The sequence below is a fragment of the Streptomyces sp. AM8-1-1 genome (assembly GCF_032229325.1).
Classification (GTDB): Bacteria; Actinomycetota; Actinomycetes; order Streptomycetales; family Streptomycetaceae; genus Streptomyces; species Streptomyces achmelvichensis.
This window is the reverse complement of the sequence record NZ_CP135086.1, coordinates 4950880-4963898: the sequence shown is the minus strand read 5'-3', so window position 1 is coordinate 4963898 and position 13019 is coordinate 4950880. Positions and strand designations below refer to the sequence as shown.

13 protein-coding genes are annotated in these 13019 nt (G+C 71.1%); 5 read left to right on the top strand and 8 right to left on the bottom strand.

Going from position 1 to position 13019, the window contains the following annotated elements; translation table 11 throughout:
- The first annotated feature begins 123 nt into the window (after positions 1-123).
- Positions 124-564, top strand: a complete 441-nt coding sequence (locus tag RPQ07_RS22405; RefSeq protein ID WP_313945961.1) for a hypothetical protein — start codon at positions 124-126, stop codon at positions 562-564.
- A 116-nt stretch (positions 565-680) separates the two neighbouring features.
- Positions 681-1109 (top strand): hypothetical protein, encoded by a 429-nt coding sequence (locus tag RPQ07_RS22400; protein ID WP_313945960.1) that lies wholly within the window; start codon positions 681-683, stop codon positions 1107-1109.
- Positions 1110-1406: 297 nt separating this feature from the next.
- Here RPQ07_RS22400 and RPQ07_RS22395 read toward each other — a convergent pair whose 3' ends face one another.
- Positions 1407-2588, bottom strand: coding sequence for an acyl-CoA dehydrogenase (locus RPQ07_RS22395; protein WP_384443602.1), 1182 nt, complete (start codon positions 2586-2588; stop codon positions 1407-1409).
- 163 nt (positions 2589-2751) lie between these two features.
- Between RPQ07_RS22395 and RPQ07_RS22390 the strand changes: the two genes are divergently transcribed.
- Complete coding sequence (locus RPQ07_RS22390) at positions 2752-4095, top strand: UDP-glucose/GDP-mannose dehydrogenase family protein (RefSeq protein ID WP_313945958.1); 1344 nt, start codon at positions 2752-2754, stop codon at positions 4093-4095.
- Between the two features lie 63 nt (positions 4096-4158).
- On the opposite strand, the gene RPQ07_RS22385 is transcribed toward RPQ07_RS22390, so the two are convergent.
- Entirely contained in the window at positions 4159-4677 is a 519-nt protein-coding gene (locus RPQ07_RS22385) for a CGNR zinc finger domain-containing protein (protein WP_313945957.1), read from the bottom strand.
- Positions 4678-4793: 116 nt separating this feature from the next.
- Between RPQ07_RS22385 and RPQ07_RS22380 the strand changes: the two genes are divergently transcribed.
- Positions 4794-5156 (top strand): VOC family protein, encoded by a 363-nt coding sequence (locus RPQ07_RS22380; RefSeq protein ID WP_313945956.1) that lies wholly within the window; start codon positions 4794-4796, stop codon positions 5154-5156.
- A gap of 58 nt (positions 5157-5214) precedes the next feature.
- Here RPQ07_RS22380 and RPQ07_RS22375 read toward each other — a convergent pair whose 3' ends face one another.
- The 4 genes from RPQ07_RS22375 to RPQ07_RS22360 all read right to left on the bottom strand — a co-directional run bounded on the left by RPQ07_RS22375 (position 5215) and on the right by RPQ07_RS22360 (position 9716).
- Entirely contained in the window at positions 5215-6321 is a 1107-nt protein-coding gene (locus RPQ07_RS22375; protein ID WP_313945955.1) for a membrane dipeptidase, read from the bottom strand.
- A gap of 543 nt (positions 6322-6864) precedes the next feature.
- The gene (locus RPQ07_RS22370; protein WP_313945954.1) at positions 6865-8061 is read right to left on the bottom strand and encodes a dipeptidase; all 1197 of its coding nucleotides are present in this window, start codon (positions 8059-8061) and stop codon (positions 6865-6867) included.
- A 6-nt stretch (positions 8062-8067) separates the two neighbouring features.
- Complete coding sequence (purE, locus tag RPQ07_RS22365; RefSeq protein ID WP_313945953.1) at positions 8068-8601, bottom strand: 5-(carboxyamino)imidazole ribonucleotide mutase; 534 nt, start codon at positions 8599-8601, stop codon at positions 8068-8070.
- Positions 8598-9716, bottom strand: coding sequence for a 5-(carboxyamino)imidazole ribonucleotide synthase (locus tag RPQ07_RS22360; RefSeq protein ID WP_391844843.1), 1119 nt, complete (start codon positions 9714-9716; stop codon positions 8598-8600). The genes purE and RPQ07_RS22360 overlap by 4 nt, the downstream gene beginning before the upstream one ends.
- Before the next feature lie 168 nt (positions 9717-9884).
- Between RPQ07_RS22360 and RPQ07_RS22355 the strand changes: the two genes are divergently transcribed.
- Positions 9885-10394 (top strand): GtrA family protein, encoded by a 510-nt coding sequence (locus tag RPQ07_RS22355; RefSeq protein ID WP_313945951.1) that lies wholly within the window; start codon positions 9885-9887, stop codon positions 10392-10394.
- A 47-nt stretch (positions 10395-10441) separates the two neighbouring features.
- Here RPQ07_RS22355 and RPQ07_RS22350 read toward each other — a convergent pair whose 3' ends face one another.
- Both RPQ07_RS22350 and RPQ07_RS22345 read right to left on the bottom strand, forming a co-directional pair.
- Entirely contained in the window at positions 10442-11707 is a 1266-nt protein-coding gene (locus RPQ07_RS22350; RefSeq protein ID WP_313945950.1) for an ATP-binding protein, read from the bottom strand.
- A gap of 624 nt (positions 11708-12331) precedes the next feature.
- Complete coding sequence (locus RPQ07_RS22345; protein WP_313945949.1) at positions 12332-13009, bottom strand: response regulator transcription factor; 678 nt, start codon at positions 13007-13009, stop codon at positions 12332-12334.
- Positions 13010-13019 lie beyond the last annotated feature (10 nt).

Sequence of the window (13019 nt, the reverse complement as noted above, 5' to 3'; positions counted from 1 at the left end):
ACGGCCGCTTTCTCCGAGGGTTCGAGGACATCGACCTTGTTCATCGGGTCGAGACGCCCTGACACAGCCCCCCGCCCCTCGCCAGGGCGGGCAGCAACACCCATCGACAGAAGGAGTCGCACGATGACGACCATGGTGGAAAGCCCCGTCGCCTTACGGCACGGGCGGGATCTTGTCAGCCCCGAGCTGTTCGAGCGGCTGGCCGCGTTCTGCGCGGACGAGTACGGCCTCGAGCGGGTCGTGGCCGATCGCGTGATGGACCAGGCCATCGCCTTCGTGTACGTCCTGGGCAGCCAGAAGGCCTATGACATGGCGCCCAGCGAGCGAGTGGACCCCGGATGGCACTCGTTCATGCTCCACACCCAGGAGTACGCCGCCTGGTGTCAGGAGCAGTTCGGCTACTTCGTCCACCACGCACCGAACGCCAGGGTCCGGACGCGCCCACTGATGGTGTCGGTCACCGACCGCCTCAAGGCCGCCGGGTTCGACGTCGACGCCCGGCTGTGGGGCACCGCAGCCGAGTGCAACCAGCCGGCCTGCTGCGGCGACGGCGACGGCTGCTGACCCGCTGACCCGCTGACCCGCCCCAACACACGGATCACGGCGTGATCCGCTCGTACGAAGTAGGACCCGGACACGTCACAGGTGCCCGGGTCCTACCCTGAGCGAAGGTACCGCCCATGCCGTCTGATGAGGGTCTGACCGGGAGCAGCAGGGTCACCGTATTCGCCCTGTCCGGCGTGGTCTTCGGGTACGCCACGCACCACCTGGACCAGCGGCGAATCGGAGACGTGGCCATCGTCGGACCGCTGACTCCCGGGGTCGAGTGGCCGCGCCTGTGGCAGATGGCCCGCAACTGCGGGCGGCCCACTGCCAGCGAGACCGAGCCGGCCCAATGGGTGCTCACTCAAGCAACCCGGGCCTTCGTGTGCGGCAGCGACCGCATCGCGCAATTCCATGAACGGGGGTGGAAGTTGGAGCCGGGTGGAAAGCGCGTCCGATTCGATTTGACCTACGCCAACCGCGACCAGCTCTGGATGGGGAACCTGACTGTCGAAGGGCTCACCCCGGACCAGGTAGCGGAGCGCCCTACGCTCTACAACGCCTGACCGCGAACATCTTCGAAGGGGCCGAGCAGCGCGGGCACGCAGCCATCGCAACCATGCTGACCCCCGGCGCGGATGACCCCACCGAACGAGACGACGTGGCGTGACCCAACCGAAACAGAAGGCCCCCGACATCGGGGGCCTTCTCGTTTTTGCAGGTCAGAACCTGTTTCGCGCCCAGTGGCAGCCCAGGATTCCCCAGTATGACGCCCAGGAACAGTCCCGAACGGGCCCGAGGGGACCGGAAACCGATCACCGCTCCTGGAGCACTCCCGAGCGCATCTGACCTGCGAAACCCTGCTACGGCAGGTTCCGCGCCATCACGATCCGCTGCACCTGGTTCGTGCCCTCGTAGATCTGCGTGATCTTCGCGTCGCGCATCATGCGCTCCAGCGGGTAGTCACGGGTGTAGCCGTAACCGCCGAGCAGCTGGACCGCGTCCGTGGTGACCTCCATCGCGACGTCGGAGGCGAAGCACTTCGCCGCCGCGCCGAAGAAGGTCAGGTCCTCCTTCGCACCTCCGGCGGACACCCGCTCCGACTTGGCCGCCGCCGAGTACGTGAGCTGACGCGCCGCCTCCAGCTTCATCGCCATGTCGGCGAGCATGAACTGGATGCCCTGGAAGTCCGCGATCGGCTTGCCGAACTGCTTGCGCTCCTGGACGTAGCCCTTGGCGTAGTCGAGGGCGCCCTGGGCGACGCCGAGCGCCTGGGCCGCGATCGTGATGCGGGTGTGGTCCAGGGTCTTCATCGCGGTCGCGAAGCCCGTGCCCTCCTCGCCGATCATGCGGTCGGCGGGGATGCGGACGTTGTCGAGGTAGACCTCGCGGGTCGGGGAGCCCTTGATGCCGAGCTTCTTCTCCGGGGCACCGAAGGAGACGCCCTCGTCGCCCTTCTCGACGACGAACGCCGAGATGCCCTTGGAGCGCTTCGTCGGGTCCGTGACGGCCATCACCGTGTAGTACTCGGACTCACCGGCGTTGGTGATCCAGCGCTTCACGCCGTTGAGGACCCAGAAGTCACCGTCGCGTACGGCCTTGGTCTTCATTCCGGCGGCGTCGGAGCCCGCGTCCGGCTCGGAGAGGGCGTACGAGAACATCGCGTCGCCCTTGGCGAGCGGGCCCAGGTACTTCTTCTTCAGGTCCTCGGAGCCGGACAGGATCACCGGGAGGGAGCCGAGCTTGTTCACGGCGGGGATCAGCGAGGAGGAGACGCAGACACGGGCGACCTCCTCGATGACGATCACGGTGGCCAGCGCGTCCGCGCCGGCGCCGCCGTACTCCTCGGGGACGTGGACGGCGTGCAGGTCGTTGGAGACAAGAGCGTCGAGGGCCTCGCGCGGGAAGCGCGCCTCCTCGTCGACCTCGGCCGCGAAGGGAGCGATCTTCGCCTCGGCCAGCGAACGGATCGCGTCACGGAGCATGTCGTGCTCTTCGGACGGGCGGTACAGGTCAAAAGCCGAGTTACCGGTCGATCCGGCCACTTCTCTCACTCCCCAAGCATGCTAACTACCGTTAAGTAACCCAATTTTAGAGGTCCCCCGGCCCATCGGCATACGTGAGCTTGGCGACAGCGGAAAAGTGCCCCGGCGGCGGCGCGGCTATGCTCGGGTCGCATTCTTGCCGCGCAATTCTCTGGAGCACCGCATGGCCCTCAAGATCACCGTGATCGGCACCGGCTACCTCGGCGCCACGCACGCCGCGGCCATGGCCGAGCTGGGCTTCGAGGTGCTGGGACTCGACGTGGTCCCGGAGAAGATCGAGATGCTCTCCGCGGGCCGGGTCCCGATGTACGAACCGGGGCTCGAGGAGCTGCTGGCGAAGCATGTCGCCGGGATCGAGGGCTCCAGCGGACGGCTGCGCTTCACGACCTCCTGGGAGGAGGTCGGCGAGTTCGGCGACATCCACTTCGTCTGCGTGAACACTCCGCAGAAGCACGGCGAGTACGCCTGCGACATGTCCTTCGTGGACCGTGCCTTCACCTCGCTCGCTCCGCTGCTGAAGCGCCCCGCGCTGGTGGTCGGCAAGTCGACCGTGCCGGTGGGCAGCGCGGCCCGGCTGTCGGCGCTGCTCGCGGAGCTGTCGCCGGTCGGCGCGGACGCCGAGCTGGCGTGGAACCCGGAGTTCCTGCGCGAGGGCTTCGCGGTCCAGGACACGCTGCACCCCGACCGGATCGTGGTCGGCGTCGAGAGCGAGCGCTCGGAGAAGCTGCTGCGCGAGGTGTACCGCACGCCGGTCTCGGAGGGGTCGCCGTTCGTGGTGACGGACTTCCCGACGGCCGAGCTGGTGAAGACCTCGGCGAACTCCTTCCTCGCGACGAAGATCTCCTTCATCAACGCCATGGCCGAGGTGTGCGAGGCCGCCGACGGCGATGTGGTGAAGCTCGCCGAGGCCATCGGCTACGACGAGCGCATCGGCTCCAAGTTCCTGCGGGCGGGCATCGGCTTCGGCGGAGGCTGTCTGCCGAAGGACATCCGCGCCTTCATGGCGCGCGCCGGTGAGCTGGGCGCCGACCAGGCGCTGACCTTCCTGCGGGAGGTCGACTCGATCAACATGCGGCGCCGCGGGCACATGGTGGAGCTGGCCAGGGACGCGGTCGGCGGCGACTCCTTCCTCGGCAAGCGGGTCGCGGTGCTGGGCGCGACGTTCAAGCCCGACTCGGACGACGTCCGGGACTCGCCCGCGCTGAACGTGGCGGGCCAGATCCATCTCCAGGGCGGCCAGGTCACGGTCTACGACCCCAAGGGCATGGAGAACGCGCGGCGGCTCTTCCCGACGCTCGGCTACGCGGACTCGGCGCTGGACGCGGTCCGGGGCGCGGATGTGGTGCTGCACCTGACGGAGTGGCGCGAGTTCCGCGAGCTGGACCCGGCGGAGCTGGGCGAGGTCACCTCGAGCCGGCTCATCCTGGACGGCCGCAACGCGCTGGACAGCGTGAAGTGGCGCGAGGCCGGCTGGACGTACCGGGCGATGGGCCGCCCGAAGGCCTGAGCAGGGTCTGAGCGGGATCCGCGCCCTGGGCCTCGGGGCGCGGACTGGCCGGGGCTTCGCGGTTCAGCCGGCCGTCGTGCGACGGGCCCGGTACGTACGCATCTTGGCGCGCGCCCCGCACACCGACATCGAGCACCAGCGCCGCCGGCCCGATGGGCTGCGGTCGTAGTACGCCCACCGGCAGTCCTCGGCCTCGCACGCCTTCAGCCGTGCCCATGTGCCGTCCGCCACGGCTGCCGCGATCGCTTCGGCGACCCGTGAGGTGAGGCTGCCGGGAGCGGCCGGGCGCAGGGCGGCCGTGCCGTCGTCGGCGACCGTGACCAGCAGAGGCGCCGCCGCGAGGAGCCCGTCGAGGGCCGTGGGCGGCGGACCGCCCGCCGGCCGGTGGCCCGCATGGGCGAGACAGGCCGCGCGCAGGGCCTCGCGCAGTTCCCGAGCGGCAGCGACCTCGTTCTCGGCGAGGCCGTGGGCGGCGCGGCCCTCGGGCGTGTCGAGGGCATCCCTGCCGGTCTCGACGTCCAGCGTGTTCACCAGCGCTTCGATCAGCGCCAGCCCGCCGGGTGCGACTGCCCTCTCATTCATGGTTGCGACGTTACCTCCGATGCGGGACCATGCAGTAACGGTTACCGGTTGAGCCGATGTAGCGGTAACTGCGCCAACAGTCGCCGTCGGCTCCGCATTCCGATCGAGGAGGAACCATGGCCATCGCCACCCTGGGCACGGTCGTACTGGACTGTCCCGACCCCGTCGCACTCGGCCGCTTCTACGCCGAGGTGCTCGGCGGGGAGATCGAGGACGACGGCGCGGGCTGGGTGAACCTGGTGGGCGCCACCGGTACCGCGCTCGCCTTCCAGGCCGCGCCCGGTCACGTACCGCCGAAGTGGCCCGCGCCGGACGACTCCCAGCAGTTCCATCTGGACCTGATGGTCGACGACATGGACGCGGCCGAGAAGCAGGTCCTGGCGCTCGGTGCGACGGTGCTGGAGGCGGACGACCGGTCCCGCGGCTTCCGCGTCTACGCCGACCCTGCCGGTCACCCGTTCTGTCTCTGCGCGAACTGATCCCGCGCCGCCTCCGCCAAAGGGGGCGGAAGAAGCAGGGACCGGAAGGGCGGACCTCTTACGCGTCCAGCGTCGTCAGTCTCGCCGTCGACGCCGGCCGCCTCGCCTGCGTCGCCCGAGCGACGAACTCCGCGTCCCGCAGCACTCGGTGCACGTTCGACCACGTGAGCAACTCGATGTCGGCCTCCGGCCAGCCGCGTTCGAGCAGTTCGGCGATCAGGCGGGGATAGCACGAGACGTCCCCGAGGCCGGGAGCGTGGGCGGCCCCCGTGTCGTAGGCACCGGTGAGGGCAATCGACCGGGGGCCCGCCAGGTCGCGGATGTGGTCCAGCAGATCGGCCGTCTCACGGAGCGAGGCGGCCGTGCAGACCGCCATGCACACGCCTCCGTTGGCGCGCAGCTGCCGCAGCACGTCGTCGGGGACGCGCGCCGGGTGCTGCGAGATGACCGCCGGGGCCCGGGTGACCGCAAGGGTCCGGTGCATCGTCGCGGGGGTGCAGCCGGAGAGGTCCACCAGCATCCCGAGACGGTTCATCTCCCGTACGACTTCGTGGCCGAAGGGCGTCAGGCCGTCGCGCTGGGTCCAGCGGGTGCCCGCGAGGGCCGCGCTGCGGACGCCGAGCGCGTGGTACGCGCGCAGGGTGCTCAGCGAGTCGGCGAGCGCCGGGCCCGAGACCGGGCCGAGCAGACCGGCGATACGGCCGCAGTTGCGGGCGTGGGCGAGTTCGTCGGCGCTCCGCGCCGGTCGCAGGGCCTCGGGGTGGGCCTCCACCACGGAACGGATGAGGTCGATGTGTTCCAGGGTCGTGGCCAGCGCACGGTCCCCGGCGAGCCCGGGCGGCGTCAGGAGCGACCAGAACAGCGCGCCGACTCCCCCATCGCGCAGCCGCGGGATGTCCGTCTCCAGAAGGCTCTCGCCTTCCTCCAGGTCGTAGTGCGCCATCTCCCTCAGGGCGTGCGCGAGTCCGTTGGAGCCGTCGACGACGGGGTACCGCGCCAGCAGTTCGCGGGCGCGCTCCAGAGGTCCCGGGCCACCGTCTGCCGGGGCGTCGGGCCCGTCGGGCTCCGCGGGGGCAGGGCCGGCCGCCGGCGCGGAGTCGCGGACGTGGTCGACGTCGCCGACCGCGACCGAGCCGGTCTGGGGGTCGTCCTGAAGATCTGCCATGTGCTGCTCCGTGCTCCGACGGCGGGCCGTACGGCCACCGTGGCACGGGAGCGGCGAGGGGTCGCGGCGGACGGAGCGTTCGGGGGTACGGGGCGGCGGGGCGCCCGTACCCTCCGGGGGCGCTGTCGAAGGGCTCGCCCTCACTGCGGCCCCTCGGCGGGACACAGGCCACGTGTGAGTGGGAATCTCCCGGCCCGCAGTGCGTGGCGGGAGGGCCTGATGCGTGGGATCGCAAGGCGGAGGACCGAGCCGCCGCGGTGGGGCACCGAACGCGCGCCAGATCGCTGGGCGGCACGGGAGCTGGTGCGGACACCTCCCGCACTCGAAGGGGTGCGAGTGGGGGTGCCCCCGGGCCGAAGGGCTGGGGGGTGCCTCCCGTTCCTGAAGGGGAGCGGGTGCGGACACCCCTACCCGAAGAGGTGCGGGCTTCTCCCCCGCCCGCGGTACTACGGGTGGGGGCACCTCCCGTGCCCCGAAGGGCTACGGGGCCACAGGAGGTGCGGGCCGGGGCACGCGACCCCGGTGCGAGCCGAGCGACCGGCTCTAGCCGTCGAGCTCGTCGATCGTCGCGTTGGACGGTCCGCGCCGGGCCTGCTCGTCCCGTGCCACCGCCTCCGCGTCCGCCAGGACGCGCACGGCGTTCTGCCAGGTGAGCTTCGCGAGGTCGGCCTCGGACCAGTTCCGCCGGAGCAGCTCCGCGACGAGGTTCGGATAGCCGGCGACGTCGTCGAGCCCGGCCGGTGTGAACGCCGTCCCGTCGAAGTCGCCGCCGATGCCGATGTGGTCGACGCCCGCGGTCTCCCGCATGTGGTCGAGATGGTCGGCGACCGTGGACGCGGTGGCGGCGGGCCGCGGGTTCGCCTCCTCGAAGGCCTGGTGCAGCTTCATCGCCTCGGGTGTGGTGTCGAGGTGGTGGAAGCCGTGCGCCCGCAGGTTCTCGTCCGCGGCCCGGGTCCAGTCGCCGGCGGCCGGCAGGATGAACTTCGGTACGAACGTGGCCATCGCCACGCCGCCGTTGTCCGCGAGCCGCTCCAGCACATCGTCCGGGATGTTGCGGACGTGGTCGCAGACCGCCCGGGCCGACGAGTGCGAGAAGAGGACCGGGGCGACCGAGGTGTCGAGCGCGTCCCGCATGGTCGAGGCGGCGACGTGCGAGAGGTCGACCAGCATCCCGGCGCGGTTCATCTCGCGGACCACCTCGCGCCCGAAGGCGGAGAGGCCGCCGACGCCGGGCTCGTCCGTCGCCGAGTCCGCCCAGACGGTGTTGTCGTTGTGGGTGAGCGTCATGTAGCGCACGCCGAGCGTGTGCAGCGCGCGCAGCGTCGCCAGGGAGTTGTTGATGGAGTGGCCGCCCTCGGCCCCCATCAGCGAGGCGATGCGGCCCTCGCCGCGGGCCTTCTCCATGTCGCCCGCGGTCAGCGCGGGCGCCAGGTCCGCGGGGTAGCGGCTCAGCAGCTGCTGCACGCCGTCGATCTGCTCCAGCGTCGCGCTGACGGCGTCCTCGCCGGACATGTCGGAGCGGACGTACACGGACCAGAACTGTGCGCCGACCCCGCCGGCCCGCAGCCGCGGGATGTCGGTGTGCAGCCTGCCGGTCTGGTCACCGGCGATGTCGAGCTTGTCCAGGTCGTAGCGGACGTTTTCGCGCAACGCCCAGGGCAGGTCGTTGTGACCGTCGACGACGGGGTGGGCGGCGAGCAGCTCGCGCGCCCGGGCGAGGTGATCCGTGCGGGATGTCATGAACACTTACTTCCCGAAGCCGAAGGAGTCCGCACCTGCGACCTTGGCGCGCAGGCGCTTGCCCTTGTCGGTGGCCTGGTCGTTCAGCTCCTGCTGGAACTCCCGCATCCGGGAGAGCAGTTCGGGGTCCTGCACGGCGAGGATGCGCGCGGCCAGCAGACCGGCGTTGCGCGCGCCGCCCACCGAGACCGTGGCCACCGGCACACCCGCCGGCATCTGCACGATGGACAGCAGCGAGTCCATGCCGTCGAGGTACTTCAGCGGGACGGGCACACCGATGACCGGCAGCGGGCTGACGGAGGCGAGCATGCCGGGCAGATGGGCCGCACCGCCCGCGCCCGCGATGATCACCTTCAGGCCGCGGGAGTCGGCCTTCTCGCCGTACGCGATCATCTCGCGCGGCATGCGGTGTGCGGAGACGACGTCGACCTCGTAGCGGATCTCGAACTCGTCGAGGGCCTGCGCGGCCGCCTCCATCACGGGCCAGTCGGAGTCGGACCCCATGACGATGCCAACGGCAGGACCGGTCATGCTGCTCATTCGACGATCGTTCCCTTGAGATAGCCGGCCGCGTGACGGGCGCGCTCCAGCACGTCGTCCAGATCGTTGCCGTAGGTGTTGACGTGCCCCACCTTGCGGCCGGGCTTGACGTCCTTGCCATACATATGGATCTTCAGCTGCGGGTCCCGGGCCATGCAGTGCAGATACGCCTGGTACATGTCCGGGTAGTCGCCGCCGAGGACATTGCACATCACGGTCCAGGGCGCGCGGGGGCGGGGGTCGCCGAGCGGCAGGTCGAGGACGGCCCGCACATGGTTGGCGAACTGGGAGGTGACGGCGCCGTCCTGGGTCCAGTGGCCGCTGTTGTGCGGACGCATGGCCAGCTCGTTGACGAGGATGCGGCCGTCGGCCGTCTCGAACAGCTCGACCGCCAGATGCCCGACGACGCCGAGCTCCCCCGCGATCCGCAGGGCGAGCTGCTGGGCCTGCCCGGCCAGCTCCTCGTCGATGCCCGGGGCGGGCGCGATGACGGTGTCGCAGACGCCGTCGACCTGCTGCGACTCGACGACGGGGTAGGCGACGGCCTGGCCGTGCGGGGAGCGCACGATGTTGGCGGCGAGCTCGCGGACGAAGTCGACCTTCTCCTCGGCGAGGACCGGCACACCCGCGCGGAACGGGTCGGCGGCGTCCGCCTCCGTCCGGACGAACCAGACGCCCTTGCCGTCGTAGCCGCCGCGCACGGTCTTCAGGATGACGGGGAAGCCCCCGACCTCCTCGGCGAACGCGGACACGTCGGCGGGGTCGGTCACGATGCGGTGGCGCGGGCAGGGCGCGCCGAGCTCCATGAGTCTGGCGCGCATCACGCCCTTGTCCTGCGCGTGCACGAGCGCGTCGGGGCCGGGCCGGACGGGGATGCCGTCCGCCTCCAGCGCGCGCAGGTGCTCGATGGGGACATGCTCGTGATCGAAGGTGATCACATCGCACCCGCGGGCGAACTCACGCAGCGTGTCCAGGTCGCGATGGTCGCCGATGACGACATCGCTGACCACCTGGGCCGCGGAGTCCTGCGGGGTGTCACTGAGGAGCTTGAAACGGATGCCGAGGGGGATGCCTGCCTCGTGGGTCATACGGGCGAGCTGACCGCCGCCGACCATGCCGACTACCGGGAACGTCACTCTCCTAGGGTATCCGCCGCTCCGCGGGGCCCCGCCGCCCGTGTCACAGCCTCGCCACACGATTGTCGATGTGCCCGGGCAACCGGGGAGGCGGCTGGTTAGCATGACGGGGATGACGCTGTCGATCTGATGGGCTGGACTCTCACTATGAGTGAACGAGGCGGAGCGCTACGCGGGCGGCTCGATCAGCTCATGCGGGAGATCGCGAAGTTCGGCGCGGTGGGCGGCGCGGGGCTGCTCGTCAATCTCGCCGTCTTCAACCTGGTGCGGCACACCACCGAGCTCCCCGTGGTCCGGGCGTCCGTCCTCGCCACCGTGATCGCCATCGCGTTCAACTACGTGGGCTTCCGGTACTTCACCTACCGGGACCGCGACAAGTCGGGCCGGACCAAGGAGCTCACGCTCTTCCTGCTGTTCAGCCTGGTCGGCCTGGTCATCGAGAACGGCGTTCTCTACACCGCGACGTACGGCTTCGGCTGGGACAGCCCGCTGCAGAGCAACATCTTCAAGTTCCTGGGCATCGGCGTCGCGACGCTGTTCCGCTTCTGGTCCTACCGCACCTGGGTCTTCCGGGCGCTGCCGGCGCGCGAGGCCGTACAGACCGCGGAATCGTTCCTGGGACAGCCCGCGGCGGAGCCGGACCGGGTCGGCCGCTGAGCCCGTTTCCGGCCGGGGGCCGCGTCAGCTGAACGGGCCGGTGCCGGCTATCTGACAGTCGGCGGGTCGTCCTTGGGCTTGCGCGCCACCCGGCTGAGGAAGAGCGCGAAGACCGGCGGATGCTGCTGCAACAGCTCCAGCCGCCCGCCGTCCGCCTCCGCGAGGTCCCGCGCCACGGCCAGTCCGATGCCGGTGGAGTTGCGGCCGCTGATGGTCCGCTCGAAGATCCGCGCGCCGAGGTCGGCCGGCACGCCCGGCCCCTCGTCGGTGACCTCGATGACCGCCTGGTTGCCGGTGACACGGGTGCGCAGGGCCACGGTCCCGCCACCGTGCATCAGGGAGTTCTCGATGAGCGCGGCGAGGACCTGAGCGACGGCGCCCGGGGTGCCGACCGCGCGCATCCCCGTCTTCCCCGAGCAGACCACCGCGCGCCCCGCGCTGCGGTAGGCCGGCCGCCACTCCTCGATCTGCTGCTTCACGATCTCGTCGAGGTCGAAGACGATCGCGGAGCCGATACGGGGGTCGCGGGAGTTCGTGAGCAGCCGCTCCACGACATCGGTGAGCCGCTCCACCTGGGCGAGCGCGACGCTCGCCTCCTCCTTCGCGGTCGCCGGGTCGTCGGTCTCCGAGATCTCCTCCAGCCGCATGGACAGGGCTGTCAGCGGCGTACGGAGCTGGTGCGAGGCGTCCGCGGCGAGCCGGCGCTCCGCGGTGAGCATCCGCGCGATGCGCTCGGCGCTGGCGTCCAGGACGTCGGCGACCCGGTCGAGCTCGGGAACGCCGTACCGCTTGTGACGGGGGCGCGGGTCACCGGAGCCGAGGCGTTCGGCGGTCTCGGCGAGGTCGGTGAGCGGCGAGGCGAGACGGTTCGCCTGCCGTACGGCGAGCAGGATCGCGGCGATGACGGCGAGCAGCGCGACGGCCCCGATAATCATGAGGGTGCGTCCGACCTCGCGGGTCACGGAGGAACGGGGCTCCTCGACGGTGACGGTCTCACCGCGCTCCCCCTGGGCGACCCCGCGGATGACACTGCCCTCGGGCCGCTCACCGATCTCGATGGACGGCCGCCCGGGGATCTCGATCAGGGCGTAGCGCTGGGCACCGCTCTGGTCGGCGAGGATGCCGGGATTGACGGGCTCACCGCCGATGAGCCGGCTGTCGACGATGCTGACGAGCCGCACGGCCTCGGAGTCGACGCTCTCCTGGGCGCTGTTGCTGATGGTGCGGGTCTCGACGAGGACGAGGGACACGCCGAAGACGGCGATGACGACGAGGACCACGGCGAGCGTGGAATTGATGAGCCGTCGACGCAAGATGCCCTCCGGGCGGGGTGGATGGTGCCGACACCGAGCCTATGGCGTGCGGGGGGTGTTCTCGGCGGGGCACGTCTTGTCGATGGGAGTGGGGGCGTTCCCCACGGGGCGGTGGCTCTCGCCGAGGTCGGTGTTCCCGGGGCCGGGTGCGGCCGTTCCCCGCCGAGGTCGGTGCTCCGGGGGCCGGGCGCGGACGTTTCCCGCCGAGGTCGGTGCTCCGGCGTCGGACGCCGCCGTTCCCCACCGAGGGTTGGTGCTCCCGGCCAGGGCCCGCCTTCCCTGTCGAGCGCGAGGGCTCTTCGCAGGCAGCGGTCGTTCCGTGTCGAGCACCGGGCCCCGGGCACTCCGCCGGGTGCTGGTGCTCTCGCCGGGGGCTGATGCTCCACCGTCGGATGGCCGCCCCTGCCCAGCGGTGCCGTTCGCCATCGAGGCCCTGGCCGCCTCCGGCCGCACGGGGGGCTCCTCACTCCGCTGTCCGCGGGCGCCACCCACCGAGCCCAAGGACTGAGCGCGCCGAACGCGACCGCTCGCCTCGCCTCGTACCGGCGCTCCCCCGCCAGGCGCCCGGTGCTCCGCCGGCACAGGCGCCCCGGCCGGCCCCTGGGCTCCGCGCCGACCGTCCCGTCAGCTCTTCTCGAAGCGGAAACCCACACCCCGCACCGTCGCGATGTACCTCGGGTTCGCCGCGTCGTCGCCGAGTTTCTTGCGGAGCCAGGAGATGTGCATGTCCAGCGTCTTCGTGGACGACCACCAGGTCGTGTCCCAGACCTCCCGCATCAGCTGGTCGCGGGTGACCACCCGGCCCGCGTCGCGGACCAGGACGCGCAGCAGGTCGAACTCCTTGGCCGTCAGCTGGAGTTCCTCGTCGCCCATCCACGCACGGTGCGACTCGACGTCGATCCGCACCCCGTGCGTCGCGGGCGCCGGGGCGGGCTCCGTCGCGCCGCGCCGCAGCAGCGCCCGTACCCGGGCGAGCAGCTCCGCGAGGCGGAACGGCTTCGTCACGTAGTCGTCCGCGCCGGCGTCCAGGCCCACCACCGTGTCCACCTCGTCCGCGCGTGCCGTCAGGACCAGGATCGGCACGGTGTGGCCCTCCGAGCGGAGCCTTCTGGCGACCTCCAGGCCGTCCATGCCGGGCAGGCCGAGGTCGAGAACGACAAGGTCGACACCGCCCGCCAGACCGGCGTCCAGCGCTGCCGGACCGTCCTCGCGCACCTCGACCTCGTACCCCTCGCGGCGCAGGGCGCGGGCCAGCGGTTCCGAGATGGATGCGTCGTCCTCGGCGAGCAGTACACGCGTCATGTGGTGATGG